Source organism: Pseudomonas sp. PDM25, assembly GCF_019219045.1.
Taxonomy (GTDB): domain Bacteria; phylum Pseudomonadota; class Gammaproteobacteria; order Pseudomonadales; family Pseudomonadaceae; genus Aquipseudomonas.
Genome location: NZ_JAHUWL010000006.1, coordinates 96,831 through 116,231 on the forward strand (window position 1 = coordinate 96,831; position 19,401 = coordinate 116,231).

Below are 19,401 nucleotides of genomic sequence, written 5' to 3' on the forward strand. Positions count from 1 at the left end.
ATGAAACCTACCACCCTTACCCTGTTCCTGGCCGGCAGCGGCCTCGCCGTACAGGCTCACGCCGACTTCCTCGCAGACAGCAAGGCCAGCCTGGAACTGCGCAACTTTTACTTCAACCGCGACTATCGCCAGGACAACGCCGCCCAATCCAAACAAGAGGAATGGGCCCAGGGTTTCCTGCTGCGCTATGAATCGGGCTTCACCGACGGTTTGATCGGTGTCGGCTTCGATGCCATCGGCCTGCTCGGCGTCAAGCTCGATTCCAGCCCGGATCGCGCAGGCTCCGGCCTGCTCAAACGCCACCGCGACACGAGCAAAGGTGCGCAGGACGAGTACGGCGAACTGGGCCTGACCGCCAAAGTGCGTGCCTCCAAAAGCACGCTGAAACTCGGCACGCTGCTGCCGAAACTACCGACGGTACTGGCCAACGATTCACGGCTGTTGCCACAAACCTTCAAGGGCGGCCAGTTGACCTCGCTGGAACTCGAAGGCCTGACGGTGGATGCCGGACGACTGACCCAGGTCAATCAGCGCGACTCCTCGGATTACGAGGACATGGGCATCACCCGCACTGGCGCCAAGGGCATCACCAACCGTCATCTCGACAGCGACAGCTTCGATTTCGCCAGCCTTAACTACAAATGGACCAGCAACCTCGCCACCGGCTACAGCTACGGTCACCTCGACAACTTCTACAGCCAGCACCTGGTCAACTTGACCTACGTGTTGCCGGTGACGACGGGCCAGTCGCTGAAAACGGACCTGCGCTTCGCCCGCTCCACGGATGATGGCGGCAGCAATGTCGATAACAACGCCATCGGCGCAATGTTCACCTACAACCTTGGCGGGCATGCGTTAGGCCTGGGTTATCAAGGCATGAGCGGCGACACCGGCTACGCCTACGTCAACGGCACCGATGCCTTTTTGGTGAACTTCGTGCAGATCGGCGACTTCGCCAGCAAGGACGAAAAATCCTGGCAGGCGCGCTACGACTACAACTTTGCGGCCATTGGCGTTCCGGGCCTGACCTTCATGACCCGCTACCTCACCGGCGACAATATCGATTTGGGCGGCAACCGCCCGGAAGGCAAGGAATGGGAACGGGATACCGACATTGGTTATGTCGTGCAGAGCGGGCCGTTGAAGAATGTCGGGGTGAAGTGGCGTAACGCGACGGTGCGCTCGACCAATTTCGGCAGCGATCTGGATGAAAACCGCCTGATCCTCAGCTATACCCTGGCGCTCTGGTAAATCCCCCCGCCAGACGGGGGCCGCTCGCATCGCCTGAGAGTGCGAGTGGCCCCCCGATCCAACGCGCCACCTCTATGATTTTTTTGCACAACGCACCGGTTTTTATGAGCATTTTTAATTGATTTTTGCATGCATATACTGGGCTCAAGCGCCTGGTCATGAACCGCGCCAGACCCAACAAAAACAAACAAGGGCATACACCGTGAAGACATCCATGCTTGCCGCCGTCTCCCCGCTCTCAGGTACCTGCACGCGTCTCGTACGCATTGCTGCCCGCAGCGAAGCCCCCTTCGCCGCCTGACCATCCCGTACCTGTACCCGCGCCGATCGTCACCACGATCGATGGAGACTCCAATGAACAGCAACTGCCAACCGTTCCTCGCCGCTCGAGACTTCCTGCTGGCCCACCGTACCGACTACGCCACTGCCGTGCGTGACTTCCGCTGGCCGCAACTGAACGAGTTCAACTGGGCACTGGATCACTTCGATGCCATGGCCGAGGGCAACCAGGCCAACGCCCTGTGGATCGTTGAAGAAGACGGCAGCGAACAGCGCTACAGCTTCCAGCAACTGGCCTCGCGCTCCAATCAGGTGGCCAACCACTTGCGTGCCCTTGGCGTGCGCCGTGGCGAACGCATCCTGCTGATGCTCGGCAACGACGTCGCCCTGTGGGAAACCATGCTGGCCGCCTTCAAAATCGGCGCCGTGGTCATTCCCGCCACCGCCCTGTTGACCCCGGATGACCTGCGCGACCGCATCGAGCGCGGCCAGGTTCGCCACCTCGTGGTCGGCAATGCCCATGTCGACAAGTTCGTCGGCCTGGGTGAAGGCTGCAGTCGCATCTGCGTCGGTCCGGCCCCCGCCGACTGGACCCCATACAGCGCCGCCAGCGAGTATTCCGAGCAGTTCGAAGTCGAGGGCCTCACCCTGGCCAGTGATCCGATGCTGCTGTACTTCACCTCCGGCACCACCTCCAAACCGAAGATGGTGCTGCACAGTCACCAGAGCTACCCGGTCGGCCACCTGTCGACCATGTACTGGATCGGCCTGCAGCCGGGTGACCTGCACTTGAACATCTCGTCACCGGGCTGGGCCAAACATGCCTGGAGCTGCCTCTTCGCACCGTGGAACGCCGGCGCCTGCATCTTCATCCACAACGTCGCGCGCTTCAGCGCTCCGGCCCTGCTTGGCGCGCTGGAGCGCTATGGCGTCACTAGCCTGTGCGCCCCGCCCACCGTGTGGCGCATGCTGATTCAGGAGGACCTGGCCAGTTACAAGGAGCGCTTGAAACTGCGTGAACTGGTGGGCGCCGGTGAGCCGCTCAACCCGGAGATCATCGAGCAGATCCTGCATGCCTGGGACTTGCCACTGCGCGACGGCTTCGGCCAGTCGGAAACCACCGCGCTGGTCGGTAACACACCCGGCCAACTGCTCAAACCCGGCTCCATGGGCCGTCCGCTACCGGGCTACCAGGTGACCATGCTTGACCCCGACGGCGTACCCGGCAACGAGGGAGAAGTAGCCCTGCCGCTGGACGTGCGACCACTCGGTCTGATGTTGTGCTACGAGGACAGCCCGGAAAAAACCGCCGAAGTGATGCGCGACGGTTACTACCGCACCGGCGATACCGCACAGATCGACGAAGAGGGCTACATCACCTTCGTCGGCCGTGCCGACGACGTGTTCAAGGCTTCCGACTACCGCATCAGCCCCTTCGAACTGGAAAGCGCACTGATCGAACACCCGGCCGTGATGGAAGTGGCCGTGGTGCCGAGCCCTGATCCGGTGCGCCTGGCAGTGCCCAAGGCCTATCTGATCCTGGCCCATGACGAACCCGGAAGCGCTGAACTCGCCGCCAACATCCTCGCCTTCGCCCGCGAGCACCTGGCGCCCTATAAGCGGGTACGGCGCATCGAATTTGTCAGTGAGCTACCCAAGACCATCTCCGGGAAGATTCGCCGGGTGGAATTGCGGCAAATGGAAGTGCAGCGTCGCCAGGGTGACGCACGAGGCCCGCAGGAATACTTCGAAGAAGACTTCCCGCAACTCAAGGGCTGAACCCGGGCCGGTACGCCGGCCATTCTGAATTCAAACGCGACCGCTCGGCCAATCAGGCCGAGGGGCCTCACTCGACTCAAAAAAAGTAGACAGGACCCGAAAATGACCTCCTCCAGCATTCCTAGCGTCAAGCTTCTCATCAACGGCGAATTCGTCGAATCGCGCAGCACCCAATGGCGCGACGTGATCAACCCGGCTACCCAGGAAGTCCTGGCCCGCGTCCCCTTCGCCACCGCCGAAGAAATGAACGCCGCCGTGGCCAGCGCCAAAGAAGCCTTCAAGACCTGGCGCAAGACTCCGATCGGTGCCCGCTCCCGGATCTTCTTCAAATACCAGCAACTGATCCGCGAAAACATCAAGGAACTGGCCGCCCTGCTCACCGCTGAACAGGGCAAAACCCTGCCGGATGCAGAAGGTGATGTGTTCCGCGGGCTAGAGGTCGTTGAGCACGCAACCGCCATCGGCAATCTGCAGATGGGCGAACTGGCCAACAACGTGGCCAATGGCGTCGACACCTACACCTTGATGCAGCCGCTGGGCGTGTGCGCCGGCATCACCCCGTTCAACTTCCCGGCGATGATCCCGTTGTGGATGTTCCCGATGGCCATCGCCACCGGCAACACCTTCATCCTCAAGCCGTCCGAGCAAGACCCGCTGGTGACCATGCGCCTGGTCGAACTGGCCCTGGAGGCCGGTGTACCGAAGGGAGTGCTCAACGTCATCCACGGTGGCGTCGACGCGGTGAACCTGATCTGCGACCACCCGGACATCAAGGCCGTGTCCTTCGTCGGTTCGACCAAGGTCGGCACACACGTCTACAACCGCGCTACCCAGAATGGCAAGCGTGCACAGTGCATGATGGGCGCGAAGAACCACGCCATCGTCCTGCCCGATGCCAACAAGCAGCAGACGTTGAACAATCTGCTGGGCGCCTCCTTCGGCGCCGCCGGTCAGCGCTGCATGGCCCTGCCGGTGGTCATTCTGGTGGGTGAAGCGCAGGCCTGGTTGCCGGACCTGATCGAGCGAACCAAGACCCTCAAGATCAATGGCGGCACCGAACCGGGCACCGACATCGGCCCGGTGATCTCCTGCGCAGCTCTGGATCGCGTCAACAGCCTGATCGCCAGCGGCATTGCAGAAGGCGCCACACTCGAACTGGATGGACGTAACCCAAGCGTGCCTGGCTACCAGGACGGCAACTTCGTCGGCCCGACCATCTTCTCCGGCGTCACTGCACAAATGTCCGTATACCGCGAAGAAATCTTCGGCCCGGTGCTGTGTGTCATGCACGCCGCCAGCCTGAGCGAAGCGATCGAGATCATCAACGCCAACCCGAATGGCAACGGTACTGCCCTGTTCACCCGCTCCGGCGCTGCGGCCCGTCACTTCCAGGAAGAAATCGACGTCGGCCAGGTAGGCATCAACGTGCCAATCCCGGTACCGGTCCCGCTGTTCTCGTTCTCCGGTTCGCGCGCCTCCAAACTCGGTGACCTGGGCCCCTACGGCAAACAAGTGGTGACCTTCTACACCCAGACCAAGACGGTCACCCAGCGCTGGTTCGACGAGGATGACACCGGCGGTTCGGTGAACACCACCATCACCCTTAAATGATCTCTTCCGGCCGGCGCCCAGCGTCGGCCGGCCAGGAACTGAACGATGGAATACCAGACATTAACGGTTGAAGTGCAACAGCGCGTCGGCCTGATTACGCTCAACCGACCGCAGGCGCTCAACGCGCTGAACAGTCAGTTGATCGCCGAGCTGAACCTGGCTCTGCACCGCCTGGAGGCCGACCCCGAAGTCGGCTGCCTGGTCATCACCGGATCGACCAAGGCCTTTGCCGCCGGCGCTGACATCAAAGAGATGGCCGCGCTGGGTTATCCGCAGATCTACCTGGACGATTTCTTCGCCGCCGCCGACCGCATCGGCGCCCGGCGCAAGCCAATGATTGCCGCTGTAGCCGGTTATGCCTTGGGTGGCGGCTGCGAGTTGGCGCTGATGTGCGACTTCATCTACGCCGCCGATAACGCCCGCTTCGGCCTTCCGGAACTGAACCTGGGAGTGATTCCCGGGATCGGTGGCACCCAGCGCCTGAGCCGCGCCGTTGGCAAGTCCAAAGCCATGGAGCTGTGCCTGACTGGCCGCCAGCTCGGCGCCGAGGAAGCTGAGCGCGCCAACCTGGTGGCCCGTGTTTTCCCCGTCGCGGAGTTGCTGGATCGGACCCTGGAAGTCGCCCGCGGCATTGCCGGCAAGTCGCTGCCGGCGGCCATGATGATCAAGGAATGCGTCAACCGCGCTGAAGAAATAAGCCTCAGCGAAGGCATACGTTTCGAGCGTCGGCTGTTCCATTCGCTGTTTGCTGGCCACGACCAAAAGGAAGGCATGCAAGCCTTCGTCGAAAAGCGCGTGCCGAATTTCCTGCACCGCTGATCCCCACTCGCAAAAGGTAGTCATCATGCATATCGGATTTCTCGGCCTCGGCAACATGGGCGGCCCAATGGCCCGCAACCTGCTCAAGGCTGGACACAGCCTGACCGTTTTCGATCCTTTCCCGCAGGCGGTCGCCGCCCTGGTGGAGGCCGGTGCCAGCGCCGCTGACTCACCCGCCGCTGTGGCCAAAGCCAAGGTTGAGGTGATCATCACCATGTTGCCGACCGCCGACCATGTGAAGCAGGTCTATCGCGGCAAGGAGGGCCTGTTGGCCAATATTGGCCAGGGCGTGCTGTTGATCGACAGTTCGACCATTGACCCGCTCAGTGCCCGCGAAGTGGCCAAATTCGCCCTTGCCCAAGGCAACCCGATGCTCGACGCGCCGGTATCCGGCGGCACCGGTGGCGCGACGGCAGGCACCCTGACCTTTATGGTCGGCGGCCCGGTCAGCGTATTCGACCAGGCCCTGCCGATCCTCTCGGCCATGGGCAGGAACATCGTGCACTGCGGCGCAGCAGGTAACGGCCAAGTGGCCAAGATCGCCAACAACATGCTGCTCGGCATCTCCATGGTCGGCGTCGCCGAGGCCATGGCCCTGGGTGTGGCCCTGGGCATGGACGCCAAGGTGCTGGCCGGTGTCATCGGCACCTCCACCGGTCGCTGCTGGAGCTCGGAGATCAACAATCCGTTCCCGGGCGTGCTGGAAAACGCTCCGGCCTCGCGTGGTTACAGTGGCGGCTTTGGTACCGACCTGATGCTCAAGGACCTCGGCCTCGCCACCGAAGCAGCGAAACATGTGCGTCAGCCGGTGGTGCTCGGTGCTGCCGCCCAGCAGCTGTACCAGACCTTCAGCCTGCAAGGTAATGGCGGTCTGGACTTCTCCGCCATCATCAAACTGTTTCGTGGAGAAGCAAAAGCATGAGCGAGCAGCAAGCCCCGGTGCTGGCCAGTGTGCGCAACCGCATCGGCCACCTGACGCTGAATCGACCAAGCGCGTTGAACACCCTGGACCTGCCCATGGTGACTCTGTTGTGCCGGTACCTGTGGGTCTGGGAACAGGACCCGGAGATCGTCGCCGTGACCCTTCGTGGCGCCGGGGAAAAAGCCTTCTGTGCCGGTGGCGACATCCGCATGCTGTACGACAGTCACAAGGCCGGCGACAACCTGCACGAGCTGTTTCTCGAGGAAGAGTACGCCCTGGATGAGTACCTGCATGGCTATTCCAAACCGGTGCTGGCGCTGCTGGATGGGTTCGTCTTGGGTGGCGGTATGGGGCTGGCACAGGCGGCCTCACTGCGGGTGATCACCGAGCGCACGCGGATGGGTATGCCGGAAGTCGGCATCGGCTTTTTCCCCGATGTCGGCGGCAGCTATTTCCTGCCGCGCCTTCCGGGTGAGCTGGGAATCTATCTGGGGGTCACAGGCTGCCAGGTACGTGCCGCCGATGCCCTCTATGCCAACTTGGCTGACTACTGCCTGCCCAGTGAGCAACTGGCTGAACTGGATGCCGCGCTGGATCAGTTGAACTGGAGCGGTGCGCCGGACCAAGACCTGCAAGACCTGCTCGGCGGCATGGCCACCGAGCGTATAGCGGGGTCGGAGCTCAAGGCCTATCGCCAGGTGATCGATGAATATTTCGCCCTGCCCGATGTGCCGGCCATACGCACCGCCCTGCAGCGCGAGCAGCGTTCTGAGTTACGCGACTGGGCCGAACAAACGGTCAAGCTGCTCGACAGCCGTTCGCCTCTGGCGATGGCCGTGACCCTGGAGTTGCTGCGCCGCGGCCGTTACCTGAGCCTGGCCGACTGCTTTGCCCTGGAGTTGCACCTGGACTATCAGTGGTTCGACAAAGGCGACCTGATGGAGGGCGTGCGCGCCTTGATCATCGACAAGGACAAAACTCCGCGCTGGAACCCGCCAACCCTGGCGGAACTGGCACCACCGCGGGTGCAATCCTTTTTCAGCGGCTTCCACCCGGCCTCCGCCAACCCTCTTCGCACCGCCTGATCGGCAGGAGACACTGCAATGCACGATATCGAATTGACCGAAGAACAACGCATGATCCGCGACATGGCGCGCGACTTTGCCCGCAGCGAAGTCGGCCCGCATGCCCAAGCCTGGGAGAAGGCCGGCTGGATCGACGACGCCGTGGTGGCGCAGATGGGTGAACTGGGCCTGCTGGGCATGGTAGTGCCGGACACTTGGGGTGGCAGCTACACGGACTATGTGGCCTACGCCCTGGCCGTGGAGGAAATCTCGGCCGGCGACGGTGCCCTCGGCGCATTGATGAGCATCCACAATTCAGTGGGTTGCGGCCCCCTGCTGAAATATGGCAGCCCGACTCAGCAAGACGACTGGTTGCCGCTTCTAGCCAGCGGCCAGGCCATAGGCTGCTTCTGCTTGACCGAGCCGCAGGCCGGCACCGAAGCACACAACCTGCGCACCCGCGCCGAACTGCATGATGGGCAGTGGGTGCTCAACGGTGCCAAGCAGTTCGTCAGTAACGGCGAGCGCGCCAAGCTGGCCATCGTTTTCGCCGTCACCGATCCGGAACGGGGCAAGAAGGGGCTGTCGGCCTTCCTGGTACCGACCGACACCCCTGGTTTCGTGGTCGACCGCCGTGAGCACAAAATGGGGATCAAGGCCTCGGATACCTGCGCGGTGACCCTGAACAATTGCACGATCCCCGAGGCTAACCTGCTGGGCGAACGCGGCAAGGGCCTGGCCATTGCCCTGTCCAATCTGGAAGGTGGTCGCATTGGTATCGCCGCCCAGGCCTTGGGCATCGCCCGCGCCGCTTTCGAGGCCGCGCTGGGGTATGCCCGCGAACGCGTCCAATTCGGCAAGCCGATCATCGAACACCAAAGCGTATCCAACTTGCTCGCCGATATGCACACCCGGCTCAATGCCACCCGACTGCTGGTGCTGCATGCCGCACGCCTGAAAAGCGCCGGGCAACCGTGTCTGTCAGAAGCCTCGCAGGCCAAGCTGTTCGCCTCGGAAATGGCCGAGCGCGTATGCTCCAGCGCCATGCAGATCCATGGCGGCTATGGCTACCTGGAGGATTACCCGGTGGAGCGTTACTACCGCGATGCACGCATCACCCAGATCTACGAAGGCACCAGCGAGGTCCAACGCCTGTTGATCGCCCGCGAGCTGGCCCACTACGCGCTCTGAGTCCCCCCCGTCCGGATGCGCCCGCCGCGTCCGGCCGCCCACTTTTCTGCCCCTCCTTGTGGAGTTGCCCATGCCCCGCTTGCGCAATATTCCCATCAACCGCCGACTGTGGTTGATCCTGCTGACGTCCATCCTGATGCTGCTGACTCTCGCCGGCATGATGCTCAAGCAGAACTATGACAACCTCTATGCAGCCAAGGCGCTGAAAACCCGTCACGTGGTCGAGACGGCCAGCGGCATCCTGCGCCACTTCCAAAACCTGGAAGAACACGGGCTCAGTCGGGAACAGGCGCAGCAGCAGGCTATCGCGGTAATACGCGATCTGCGCTATGACCACGGGGAGTACTTCTGGCTCGAAGACCTCGACACGCGCATGATCCTGCATCCCAATGCCAAGCTTGAAGGCAAGCGCATGGCTGGCACCCTCGACCCTGATGGCAAGGCGCTGTTCGACGAGATGGTTGCTGTGGCAAAACGCGACGGCTCAGGCCTGGTGAGTTACCGCTGGCCCAAGCCGGGTTCCGAAGCGCCGGTGGAGAAGGTTTCCTACGTCGAACTGTTCAAGCCCTGGGGCTGGATCGTCGGCTCGGGTATCTACATTGACGACGTGCAAGTCGAGTTCCGCCGCCAGCTGGTACACACCTTCGTCATCCTGATAATGATCACCCTGCTCCTCAGCTCGCTGATCCTGCTGATTGCCCGCAGCATCGCCTCGCCACTGGCGCAAGCGGTCGATGCCATGCAGAACATCGCCAGCGGCGATGCCGACCTGACCCGCAACCTGGACAGCCAGTGGCGCGACGAGCTGACCGCCCTCAACGGCCACTTCAACGTGTTCACCAACAAGCTACGCACTGTGATCGGCCAATCTATGCAGACCGCCGGCAGCCTGGACCAGGCCTCGCAATCACTCGCTGAGATTGCCAGCGATAGCCAGCGCCACAGCCAGCAACAGTCCCAGCAGATGGAGCTGGTGGCCACCGCCATTCACGAGGTTTCTTACGCCGTGCAGGAAGTGGCGAAGAACGCCGAACACGCCGCCAACGAAGTACGCCAGGCCGATGAGCAGGCACGCCAGGGCCAGCACAATATTGACAACAGCCTGAGCCAGATCGACCAGTTGTCCGAGACCATCGGCCAGGCTGTCGAGGTGATCCAGAGCCTGGCCCAGGAAAGCACCCAGATCGGCAGTGTGCTGGAAGTCATTCGCGCCATCGCCGAGCAGACCAACCTGTTGGCGCTGAATGCCGCCATTGAGGCGGCGCGCGCTGGCGAACAGGGCCGCGGCTTCGCCGTGGTAGCAGACGAAGTGCGCCTGCTGGCCCAGCGCACTCAGCAGTCCATCGCACAGATCCAGGGCATGATCGAGCGCCTGCAGGGCAATTCGAAAGCGGCGGTGAAGGTCATCAATACCAGCAGCCAAGCCGCTCAACAAACCGTCGAACAGGCCCGCCTAACCGGTGAAAGCCTGCACCAGATTCTCAGCGCGCTGCGCAATCTCACCGAACTGAACGCCTCGATCGCCAGCGCCACCCTGGAGCAGTCCCATGTGGTCGAGGACATCAACCAGAATGTCACCCGTGCAGCTTCGCTGGCCCACGAAAATGCCCAGGCAGCAGGCCGGTCCAACGAGGCCAGCCAGGAACTGGGCCAACTGGCGGGTCAGCTGAATCGGCTGTTGGGGCAGTTTCGCGTATGAAGATGATGGCGGTACCTGTCGAACAAGGGCACCACTCGCGCTACCTGGAAACCCGCCACAAGGCGCTCGAGCTGTTCGCCAGGTGTGGCTTCAGCCGGGTAAGCATGCGCGACCTCGCCACTTATCTGGGGATCAATGTCGGCTCCATTTACAACCACATCGATAGCAAGGAAGCCCTGCTGTTCGAGCTGATCGAGGAACTCTACGAACAGTTGCTTCACGGCGCCAGCCTGGTGAATCGCCGCAAATCCGCACCGGCGGTACGACTGCACGGCCTGCTTGAGGCGCACCTCCTGCTACACGAGCGCATGGGGGCGCATTTCCGCCTGGCAGAGTACGACCTCCATTGCCTGAGCAGCGAACAGCATGCCTTGATCCTGAGCCTGCGCCGACGCTACGAGGAGTACCTGGTGGAAACTATAGAACAGCTCACCGGCAAACCGACCAGTGCCACCCGGCGTGCCACCTTGAGCGGCATCGTGTCCCTCCTCAACCAACTGCCAGCCTGGGTTGGGGAGCCCCACGCAAGCAAGGGAGTACGCCGCAAGCTGCTGCATGACATGGTGATGAGTACCCTTAAGGGTGCGTTGCAGGCGACTCATACCTCAGGCTCTGAACTCTCGTCAAAGCCGGGCTAATGGCCGAACGCTGAACATAAATCTCATGCACAAAAAAACGCCACTCATTGAGTGGCGTTTTTTGTGAATCCTGGAGCCTTTCTCAAGTTCTGCGCAGGAGCGTATGAGGAGCCACACCAAAGGCCTTGCGAAAAGCATGACTGTAATGGGAGAAATCGGAGAAACCGAAATCCAGTGCAGCTTGAGAAATGCTGCGTACCTGGCCGCGTTCTATTGCCTCGCGACTGGCGATCAGGCGCTCTTTCCAGATCTCCGCGACCGGCGTTTTCTGGTAACGGGCGAACGCGCGAGTGACGGTTCGCGTGGACACATAATGCACTTGAGCGATGCGCTCGATCGACAGGTCTGGATCGGTCAGATTCTGCTGGATGTAGTTCATGATCCGACCATAAAGATCCAGCTCCTCATGGGTTGTCTTCAAATCCTGGAGTTCCAGGCTGATCGCCAGGAGGTCAAGCAAGGTGTTGGAAAATCGGCTGGATAGCCCCTCGTCTTGAAAGCTCGCAGGAATGCTCGCCGCTTGATGCAACATCTCGCGCAATGGAATCACCCCTGGACGGCGATCGTCCAGAACCACGGCGGTGCAACCTGCTACGCCCGGCAACCGCTGGCTGAGCAACTGTCGCGGAATGCGGACCAAGTGGTTTTCGGTACCACCCAGGCTGAATCGGAACGTCTGGGATGCGTCATAAAGAAACAAATTGTCCGCCGCCAGCGTCGCCCTGCGTCCTGCCTGCTCCAATTCACCATAGCCACGCCGGGTGAAACCGAGCCATAGATCTTCATCAGGACCACTGCGCAAATGCTGGGAGGAGCGCTCCCAAAAATGCAGTGGCGAGGACAACGTGCAGATGTCCAGCGGCCCCATGCCGTGCACCTCCAACGCCCCGTTGAAATCGCTCTGCGCCAACGGTTTGCTGTCGGCCACGAGGCAGTGACGGCACACCACTTCTTTCCAGTAATCAAAGCGACGTGGAGCCGCAACGGCAAGGGTTGAATACTGATTGCTTTGACTCATGGCATTCACCTCACGGCGGCGGCTGGACAACAACGGTGACGGTAACGTTGGTTCCCTGTTTAGCAAATAGCAGGCCACTCCCCTTTCGGGCTGCCAACGATTCAGACAGTTGCATATCCGAATCCCGCTGACACCTGACACCTGACACTGATTACACCTGCCCGATATCGATGCACACACTCGCCTGCTGACGAAGCGTGCGCACCAATTCAACGCATCGTAATCCTGTTTTCAGGGCCTGTCCTTTCTAGCCAAACGGTTGTCCGTACGAGCCAAGCGTACCGTGCCGTCCCCGCCTAACTTCTACCCCACACCGTGCCCCTCCCACCACAACTGATGAGGTGTCCCATGCAACTGCCAGAGCAGCAGCGACAGTCCGATTCATCCTGGCTTTTGCAGAGGCGCGACCTGGCACCTGAAGAGTTCGCCACCTACCTGTTAGAGCTGGGGACTCTGGTGCTGCTGCGTCGACTGGGTGCGCCCACCGCCCGACAGCCTCGCCCTTCGAAACGTTGAACAGATAACCGCATACCAAAAAAACCAAGGAGCCCCCCATGGAATCTGCGATCGATAAGCACCTCAAATGCCCGCGGACGTTGTCTCGTCGCGTCCCCGATGAATACCAGCCCCCCTTCCCCATGTGGGTTGCGCGCGCCGATGAGCAACTGGAACAGGTGGTGATGGGATATTTGGGAGTGCAGTACCGCGGGGACGACCAGCGTGCAGCGGCCCTGCACGCCATGCGCCACATCGCCGCGAGCCTGAGTTTGCCCGACGGCCCCCTGAGCCATGACCTGACTCACCACACCGACAACAGCGGTTACGACAACCTGATGATCGTCGGTTACTGGAAAGACCCGGCCGCCCATTGCCGCTGGCTGCGCTCGCCTGAGGTAATCGAATGGTGGTCATCGGAGGATCGCCTGAGCGACGGTCTCGGTTACTTTCGGGAGATCGTCGCGCCGCGGGCCGAGCAGTTCGAGACGTTATATGGCTTTCGCGAGGAATTACCCGGTGTCGGCGCCCTGATGAACACCATCAGTGACGAAATCGAAGAGCACGGTTACTGGGGATCCATGCGTGACCGCTTCCCGATTTCCCAGACCGACTGGATGGCACCTTCCGGTGAACTGACGGTGATCGCTGGCGACCCGGCCAAAGGTGGGCGCGTGGTCGTGCAAGGCCACGACAATATCGCACTGATCCGCTCCGGCCAGGACTGGGCGGATGCTGGCGAAGAAGAACGATCACTCTATCTCAACGAAATTCTGCCGACGCTGCAGGCGGGTATGGATTTCCTGCGCGACAGTGGCAAGGACCTGGGTTGCTACAGCAATCGCTTCGTGAATTACATCGACCTGGACGGCAATCTTCTGAACCTGAGCTACAACATTGGCCACTGGCGCTCCCTGGAAAAACTCGAGCGCTGGGCCGAATCCCATCCGACCCATCTGCGGATCTTCGTGACCTTCTTTCGGGTCGCCACCAGCCTGTCGAAGCTACGGCTTTATCACGAAGTCTCGGTATCCGACGCCAAGGATCAAGTGTTCGAGTACATCAACTGCCACCCGCAGACCGGCATGTTGCGTGACGCGGTGATCCCTAAAACCTGACGTCTGACGCTACCCGGCGTCCACGGGCGGTCTCGATCCGAATTCCGCCCTGACACGGATCTCGCTCCCAAACATCTTTTGGCCCCCCATCTCTAGCGCATGGGGTTGGGGGCCCTTTTGTCAGGAAATCGATCATGAAGTTGAGTCACTCTTTACTCGTGCTGTGCATGCTGCCGTTTGTTAAAAGCCAGGCCATCGAGGTAGCTCCCGGCGATTTCGAGCCATTGCCGGCCGGCGCCAACGCCTTGCTGCTCTACTACCAGCACGCTGACCGCTCGGACCTGTACCAGAACGGCCACAAGGTCTCCGACGACGCCAGGCTCAGTTCGGACATCGGCATCCTGCGTTATGTGCACGCCATCGGCCTGTCAGAAAACCTCTCATGGGAACCGCAGATTCTGTTGCCTTTCGGCCAGATGAACGCCTCGGGAGATATCGGTGCCTTGGGCGATACCCGCGGCATCGGCGACCCGATCATTACCGCGCCGCTTAAGTGGACGTTGCCCACCGCAAACAAAGACATCTTCGCCTTGGCACCCTATCTGTACTTCCCGGTGGGGAGCTACGACAAAAACGATGCCCTGAACCTCGGCGAGAACCGCTGGCGCGCTACGCTACAGGCGGCGTACATCCACCATTTCTCCCCGAAATGGGCGCTGGACACGGTGGCCGAAGCCTCTTGGGTGTCGGCCAACAATGACTTCGGCCCGACCGGGGCGAAACTGGAAGAAAACACCCGTTACGAGTACCAGGCCGCCGTGCGCTACAACTGGACGCCGAGCACCACCTTCGCCGTTGGCGGCGGCTACATCACCGGCTCGGCGACCACCGTCAACGGGATCGATCAGCACGATGGGGTATCCACTTCCTACGGGCGTTTCACCGTCACGCACTTCATCGAGCCCACGCTGCAGATTCAAGCGCAGATCGGCACGGACATCGAGGTTGAACAAGGCTTCAAGGAAGGCGCACGCCTGAACCTGCGCGTCTTGAAAGTGTTCTGAGCGCGCCACGCTTGGCAGGTTGTCCTTTTCAACCAAGTGGCTGTCCTTCTCAGCCAAGCAACGGCAGAGAGGGATGCCTAACTTGATCCCTGTAACCCACTCGATTGATGTCGCTCCAGGTACCCGGCGCAAGGTGTGTTTCGAATCATCCTCGAATGCTCCCGTACAGGCTGACCCGTTGTCGATCACAGACGTCGATCACAAACAAAAAAATAGGAAAACCATGGCCATTGTTCGCCCTACCCTCGACCAACTGCAGGACATCGCTGGCCGGCTGAATATGCAGCTGACCCACGAGCAGGCAGCGGAATACCTGGCACTGATGCAACCAAGTTTCGACGCATATGACCTGGTCGACGAGTTGCCGGATTTCACCCCGCCAGTGCGCTACGACCGCAGCTCGGGCTATCGCCCGTCGAACCCGCAAAACCTGCTCAACGCCTGGTATTACAGGACCGAGGTGAATGGCGCCCGTGAGGGCAAACTTGCCGGCAAAACTATTGCGCTCAAGGACAACATCTCCTTGGCTGGCGTCCCGATGATGAACGGCGCTTCTATCCTGGAAGGGTTTGTACCGTCCTTTGACGCAACCGTGGTGACCCGTTTGCTAGACGCCGGGGCTACCATCCTGGGCAAGGCGACCTGTGAGCACTACTGCCTCTCCGGTGGCAGCCACACCTCTGATCCGGCGCCCGTACACAACCCCTACCGGCACGGTTTCGCTGCCGGCGGCTCCTCCTCCGGAAGCGCTGCATTGGTGGCAGCCGGCGAGGTGGACCTGGCGGTTGGCGGCGATCAAGGCGGCTCGATCCGCATCCCTTCAGCGTTCTGCGGCACCTACGGCATGAAGCCGACCCACGGCCTGGTGCCCTACACCGGGATCATGGCGATCGAGGCCACCATCGACCATGCCGGTCCCATCACCCGCAACGTGCGTGACAACGCGCTGATGCTGGAAGTCATGGGCGGTGCCGACGGGCTCGATCCTCGCCAGGCCGCCCCTCAAGTCGACGCCTACTGCGACTACCTGGAGCGAGGTGTGAGCGGACTGCGGATCGGCATCCTGCAGGAAGGCTTCCAGCTGGCCAACCAGGATCCACGCGTTGCCGACAAGGTACGCGGCGCCATCGCCCGACTCGAAGCCTTGGGAGCTCGCGTCGAAGAGGTATCCGTTCCCGAGCACAACCTGGCAGGTTCGCTTTGGCACCCCATCGGCTGCGAAGGTCTGACCATGCAAATGATGCATGGCAATGGCGCAGGCTTTAACTGGAAGGGGCTCTACGACGTTGGCCTGCTGGATAAACAGGCCGGTTGGCAGGAACAAGCGGACGCATTGTCCGCCTCGCTCAAGCTGTGCATGTTTGTCGGCCAGTACGGCCTGGAACGCTACAACGGTCGTTTCTACGCCAAGGCACAGAACATCGCACGCTTCGCCCGGGCCGGTTACGACAAGGCACTGCAGAACTACGACCTGCTTGTCATGCCGACCGTGCCGATCATTGCCCAGCCCCACCCTGTGCCGGGTTGTTCGATCACCGAGTACGTGGCCCGAGCGCTGGAAATGATCGGCAATACCGCGCCGCAGGACATTACCGGCCATCCGGCCATGTCGATCCCATGCGGTCTGGTGGACGGCCTGCCCGTTGGGCTGATGTTCGTTGGCAAGCACTATGCCGAAGGCACAATTTACCAGGCGGCGGCAGCGTTCGAGGCCGCTGTCGACTGGAAGACGTTGTAAGGCTGCCTCCCCCCAAACCTCCCGGACATCAATAAAAAACCGGGGGCTGTTCTTCACTTTTTTGACCGTGTTAAACCGATGAGGAGTTACACCATGAGCGCCACTGTATCCCCAGCATCCACTTCGACGCCCAGCGAGCGGGCCTGGGCCTTGTTCAAGGTTATGAAAGACAAGGATCTGATTCCAGAGGGCTATATCGAGCAGCTGACCGAATTGATGGTGCACCAATGGAGCCCGGAAAACGGCGCCCGTGTAGTCGCCAAGGCCTGGGTCGATCCACAGTTCCGGGAGCTGTTGCTCAGAGACGGCACCGCCGCGTGCGCGCAGTTCGGTTTCACTGGCCCGCAAGGCGAATACATCGTGGCCCTGGAGGATTTGCCCCAGCTGAAAAACGTCATCGTCTGCAGCCTGTGCTCTTGCACCAACTGGCCGGTCCTGGGGTTGCCGCCGGAGTGGTACAAGGGTTTTGAGTTCCGTGCACGCCTGGTTCGTGAAGGACGCACCGTGCTGCGTGAGATGGGTACAGAGTTGCCAAGCGATGTGGTCGTCAAAGTCTGGGATACCAGCGCGGAAAGCCGCTACCTGGTCCTCCCCTTAAGGCCCGAAGGCTCCGAGCACATGAGTGAAGAAGAGCTTCAGAAACTGGTGACCAAGGATGTGCTGATCGGGGTTGCCCTGCCCCGCGTACGTTGACCCAAAAGACTCTCTTCATCTTCTAATTTTCGGAGGTTTTTATTATGGATGGCTTTCACGATCTCGGTGGTTTTCAAGGCTTTGGCAAGGTTCCCCATGTCATCAATAGCCAGGATTACAAACAAGTATTCAAACAGGAATGGGAACACCTGGCTTACAGCCTGATGTTTATCGGCGCGGACCAGTTGAAAAAATTCAGCGTCGATGAAATACGTCACGCCGTCGAACGACTCGATGTCCGCCAGCACGTTGGCACGCAATATTACGAGCGCTACGTTATCGCAACGGCCACGTTGCTGGTCGAAACCGGCGTCATTACCCAGGAAGAACTCGATCAGGCATTGGGTTCAACCTTCAAATTGGCCAACCCGCCCCACGACAAGGGCCGCCCCGCTATCACTGGCCGCCCGCCATTTGAAGTGGGCGACCGGATTGTGGTTCGCGACGAGTACGTGGCTGGACACGTGCGCATGCCGGCCTATGTGCGCGGAAAGGAAGGCATCGTCCGACACCGCACCTCGGAAAAATGGCCATTCCCGGATGCCATCGGTCACGGCGATTTGAGCGCAGCGCACCAGCCCACCTACCACGTCGAATTCCAGGTGAAGGATCTGTGGGGCGATGCCGCGGATGATGGCCTGGTGGTCGTCGACCTGTTCGAAAGCTACCTGGACAAGGCCGTCGATGCGAAAACGGTGGCCGCATGATTGACGGGGCCCTGTCGGGCCGGCTGCCGGTGACGGTCCTTTCGGGCTTCCTCGGCTCCGGCAAGACGACCCTGCTCAACCACATCCTGCGCAATCGCGCAGGCATGCGGGTAGCGGTCATCGTCAACGACATGAGCGAAGTCAACATCGACGCCGAGGACGTAGCGCGCAATGTGTCGCTGCACCGCGGCAGCGATGAACTGGTCGAGATGAGCAACGGCTGCATCTGCTGCACGCTGCGCGCTGATCTGCTTGAGCAGATCAGCCTGCTGGCGCGTCAGCAGCGCTTCGATTACCTGCTGATCGAGTCAACCGGAATCTCCGAACCGATGCCGGTCGCCGAGACCTTCGCCTTCCTCGACTCGCAAGGTTTCAGTCTGAGCGAACTGGCGCGGCTCGACACCTTGGTCACCGTCGTCGACGGCAGCAACTTCCAGGCGCTGCTGGCCTCGCGGGACACCGTTGGCGGCGAGGACGAAACGGACACGCCATTACGCCACTTGTCCGATCTGCTGATCGAACAGGTGGAGTACGCCAACGTCATCCTCGTCAGTCGGCTGGACCTGATTGGCGAGAAAGGCTTTCTGGAACTGAGCGCCCTCCTCGCGGGCCTCAATCCGAAGGCGGAAATCCTGCCCATGACCCACGGTGCCGTCGATCTGTCGAAGATCCTCGACACCGGCCGCTTCGATTTGCCGAGTCTGGTGCAGTCACCCGGCTGGATGAAAAATCTGGAAGCCAGTGACGAGCATCCTCCCGAGTCGGACACCTATGGAATTGCTTCTTGGGTGTATCAAGAGCGTGCGCCATTCCATCCGCAACGGCTGCTGGAGTTCCTGCAGCGCCCTTGGCAAAACGGGCGGCTACTGCGTTGCAAAGGCTACTTCTGGGTTGCCAGCCGACATCTGGACATCGGCATGCTGGTGCAAAGTGGTGGGCAATTTCGTTGGGACTATGTCGGGCGCTGGTGGACATTCATCTCGCAATCGCAATGGCCCCAGGACGATTATCGCCGACAGGGGATTCTGGCCAAATGGGACGACATCACCGGTGATTGCCGACAGGAAATCGTCTTCATCGGTCAGGGTCTCGACCTGGATATGTTGAAGCGGCAACTGGACGCCTGCCTGTTGACCCCGGAAGAGATCATGGACGGTCCACAGATGTGGCCAACCTTGCCGGGCGCAACATCCTTCGACCTCCAGGCATTGTCACACTGACGGCTCGGCGAGCAGCCTTTCAATACACCCACTTTAGCGAGGCCGGGCAAGCCTCGTTATGACCTTTGACTTTAATTTCACGGACTGAGAGGCGCTGTATGTTGTTCTTCAGCAGAACTACTCATCGGACACTGGCTTCACTCGCCGACAGGTTG

17 protein-coding genes are annotated in these 19,401 nt (G+C 61.0%); 16 read left to right on the plus strand and 1 reads right to left on the minus strand.

Annotated features, from left to right (window positions below):
* The 9 genes from KW848_RS12770 to KW848_RS12810 all read left to right on the plus strand — a co-directional run bounded on the left by KW848_RS12770 (position 1) and on the right by KW848_RS12810 (position 11,253).
* Entirely contained in the window at positions 1–1,251 is a 1,251-nt protein-coding gene (locus KW848_RS12770) for an OprD family porin (protein ID WP_218537034.1), read from the plus strand.
* A gap of 354 nt (positions 1,252–1,605) precedes the next feature.
* Entirely contained in the window at positions 1,606–3,309 is a 1,704-nt protein-coding gene (locus KW848_RS12775) for an AMP-binding protein (RefSeq protein WP_218537035.1), read from the plus strand.
* 102 nt (positions 3,310–3,411) lie between these two features.
* The gene (locus KW848_RS12780; RefSeq protein ID WP_218537036.1) at positions 3,412–4,920 is read left to right on the plus strand and encodes a CoA-acylating methylmalonate-semialdehyde dehydrogenase; all 1,509 of its coding nucleotides are present in this window, start codon (positions 3,412–3,414) and stop codon (positions 4,918–4,920) included.
* 45 nt (positions 4,921–4,965) lie between these two features.
* The gene (locus tag KW848_RS12785; protein WP_218537037.1) at positions 4,966–5,739 is read left to right on the plus strand and encodes an enoyl-CoA hydratase; all 774 of its coding nucleotides are present in this window, start codon (positions 4,966–4,968) and stop codon (positions 5,737–5,739) included.
* A 25-nt stretch (positions 5,740–5,764) separates the two neighbouring features.
* Complete coding sequence (mmsB, locus tag KW848_RS12790) at positions 5,765–6,661, plus strand: 3-hydroxyisobutyrate dehydrogenase (RefSeq protein WP_008066845.1); 897 nt, start codon at positions 5,765–5,767, stop codon at positions 6,659–6,661.
* On the plus strand, positions 6,658–7,746 hold the full coding sequence (locus tag KW848_RS12795) for an enoyl-CoA hydratase/isomerase family protein (protein WP_218537038.1): 1,089 nt from the start codon (positions 6,658–6,660) through the stop codon (positions 7,744–7,746). The genes mmsB and KW848_RS12795 overlap by 4 nt, the downstream gene beginning before the upstream one ends.
* Before the next feature lie 18 nt (positions 7,747–7,764).
* Complete coding sequence (locus KW848_RS12800; RefSeq protein WP_218537039.1) at positions 7,765–8,916, plus strand: acyl-CoA dehydrogenase family protein; 1,152 nt, start codon at positions 7,765–7,767, stop codon at positions 8,914–8,916.
* Positions 8,917–8,986: 70 nt separating this feature from the next.
* A complete protein-coding gene (locus KW848_RS12805; protein WP_218537040.1) occupies positions 8,987–10,615 on the plus strand; it encodes a methyl-accepting chemotaxis protein in 1,629 nt (542 codons plus the stop codon).
* Complete coding sequence (locus tag KW848_RS12810; RefSeq protein WP_218537041.1) at positions 10,612–11,253, plus strand: TetR/AcrR family transcriptional regulator; 642 nt, start codon at positions 10,612–10,614, stop codon at positions 11,251–11,253. The genes KW848_RS12805 and KW848_RS12810 overlap by 4 nt, the downstream gene beginning before the upstream one ends.
* A gap of 82 nt (positions 11,254–11,335) precedes the next feature.
* On the opposite strand, the gene KW848_RS12815 is transcribed toward KW848_RS12810, so the two are convergent.
* Complete coding sequence (locus KW848_RS12815; protein ID WP_192408222.1) at positions 11,336–12,271, minus strand: helix-turn-helix domain-containing protein; 936 nt, start codon at positions 12,269–12,271, stop codon at positions 11,336–11,338.
* Positions 12,272–12,619: 348 nt separating this feature from the next.
* Between KW848_RS12815 and KW848_RS12820 the strand changes: the two genes are divergently transcribed.
* The 7 genes from KW848_RS12820 to KW848_RS12850 all read left to right on the plus strand — a co-directional run bounded on the left by KW848_RS12820 (position 12,620) and on the right by KW848_RS12850 (position 19,246).
* The gene (locus tag KW848_RS12820) at positions 12,620–12,787 is read left to right on the plus strand and encodes a hypothetical protein (RefSeq protein WP_165933959.1); all 168 of its coding nucleotides are present in this window, start codon (positions 12,620–12,622) and stop codon (positions 12,785–12,787) included.
* Positions 12,788–12,825: 38 nt separating this feature from the next.
* Positions 12,826–13,884 carry a phenylacetaldoxime dehydratase family protein gene (locus KW848_RS12825; RefSeq protein ID WP_218537042.1) on the plus strand — a complete coding sequence of 353 codons (1,059 nt, stop codon included), beginning with the start codon at positions 12,826–12,828 and terminating at the stop codon, positions 13,882–13,884.
* A 134-nt stretch (positions 13,885–14,018) separates the two neighbouring features.
* Positions 14,019–14,888, plus strand: coding sequence for a transporter (locus tag KW848_RS12830; protein ID WP_192408221.1), 870 nt, complete (start codon positions 14,019–14,021; stop codon positions 14,886–14,888).
* Positions 14,889–15,111: 223 nt separating this feature from the next.
* Complete coding sequence (locus KW848_RS12835) at positions 15,112–16,626, plus strand: amidase (RefSeq protein WP_218537043.1); 1,515 nt, start codon at positions 15,112–15,114, stop codon at positions 16,624–16,626.
* A 93-nt stretch (positions 16,627–16,719) separates the two neighbouring features.
* On the plus strand, positions 16,720–17,319 hold the full coding sequence (nthA, locus tag KW848_RS12840) for a nitrile hydratase subunit alpha (protein ID WP_218537044.1): 600 nt from the start codon (positions 16,720–16,722) through the stop codon (positions 17,317–17,319).
* Between the two features lie 44 nt (positions 17,320–17,363).
* Complete coding sequence (nthB, locus tag KW848_RS12845) at positions 17,364–18,026, plus strand: nitrile hydratase subunit beta (protein WP_218537045.1); 663 nt, start codon at positions 17,364–17,366, stop codon at positions 18,024–18,026.
* A complete protein-coding gene (locus KW848_RS12850) occupies positions 18,023–19,246 on the plus strand; it encodes a GTP-binding protein (protein WP_218537046.1) in 1,224 nt (407 codons plus the stop codon). The genes nthB and KW848_RS12850 overlap by 4 nt, the downstream gene beginning before the upstream one ends.
* Positions 19,247–19,401 lie beyond the last annotated feature (155 nt).

Excerpts from the sequence above, each read along its gene's own strand:
- KW848_RS12825 (WP_218537042.1), top strand. The coding sequence starts at position 12,826 with ATGGAATCTGCGATCGATAAGCACCTCAAATGCCCGCGGACGTTGTCT.
- KW848_RS12800 (WP_218537039.1), top strand. The coding sequence starts at position 7,765 with ATGCACGATATCGAATTGACCGAAGAACAACGCATGATCCGCGACATG.
- KW848_RS12810 (WP_218537041.1), top strand. The coding sequence starts at position 10,612 with ATGAAGATGATGGCGGTACCTGTCGAACAAGGGCACCACTCGCGCTAC.
- KW848_RS12795 (WP_218537038.1), top strand. The coding sequence starts at position 6,658 with ATGAGCGAGCAGCAAGCCCCGGTGCTGGCCAGTGTGCGCAACCGCATC.
- mmsB (WP_008066845.1), top strand. The coding sequence starts at position 5,765 with ATGCATATCGGATTTCTCGGCCTCGGCAACATGGGCGGCCCAATGGCC.
- nthB (WP_218537045.1), top strand. The coding sequence starts at position 17,364 with ATGGATGGCTTTCACGATCTCGGTGGTTTTCAAGGCTTTGGCAAGGTT.
- KW848_RS12785 (WP_218537037.1), top strand. The coding sequence starts at position 4,966 with ATGGAATACCAGACATTAACGGTTGAAGTGCAACAGCGCGTCGGCCTG.
- KW848_RS12850 (WP_218537046.1), top strand. The coding sequence starts at position 18,023 with ATGATTGACGGGGCCCTGTCGGGCCGGCTGCCGGTGACGGTCCTTTCG.
- KW848_RS12775 (WP_218537035.1), top strand. The coding sequence starts at position 1,606 with ATGAACAGCAACTGCCAACCGTTCCTCGCCGCTCGAGACTTCCTGCTG.
- KW848_RS12780 (WP_218537036.1), top strand. The coding sequence starts at position 3,412 with ATGACCTCCTCCAGCATTCCTAGCGTCAAGCTTCTCATCAACGGCGAA.
- KW848_RS12835 (WP_218537043.1), top strand. The coding sequence starts at position 15,112 with ATGGCCATTGTTCGCCCTACCCTCGACCAACTGCAGGACATCGCTGGC.
- KW848_RS12770 (WP_218537034.1), top strand. The coding sequence starts at position 1 with ATGAAACCTACCACCCTTACCCTGTTCCTGGCCGGCAGCGGCCTCGCC.
- KW848_RS12820 (WP_165933959.1), top strand. The coding sequence starts at position 12,620 with ATGCAACTGCCAGAGCAGCAGCGACAGTCCGATTCATCCTGGCTTTTG.
- KW848_RS12805 (WP_218537040.1), top strand. The coding sequence starts at position 8,987 with ATGCCCCGCTTGCGCAATATTCCCATCAACCGCCGACTGTGGTTGATC.
- KW848_RS12815 (WP_192408222.1), bottom strand. The coding sequence starts at position 12,271 with ATGAGTCAAAGCAATCAGTATTCAACCCTTGCCGTTGCGGCTCCACGT.
- KW848_RS12830 (WP_192408221.1), top strand. The coding sequence starts at position 14,019 with ATGAAGTTGAGTCACTCTTTACTCGTGCTGTGCATGCTGCCGTTTGTT.
- nthA (WP_218537044.1), top strand. The coding sequence starts at position 16,720 with ATGAGCGCCACTGTATCCCCAGCATCCACTTCGACGCCCAGCGAGCGG.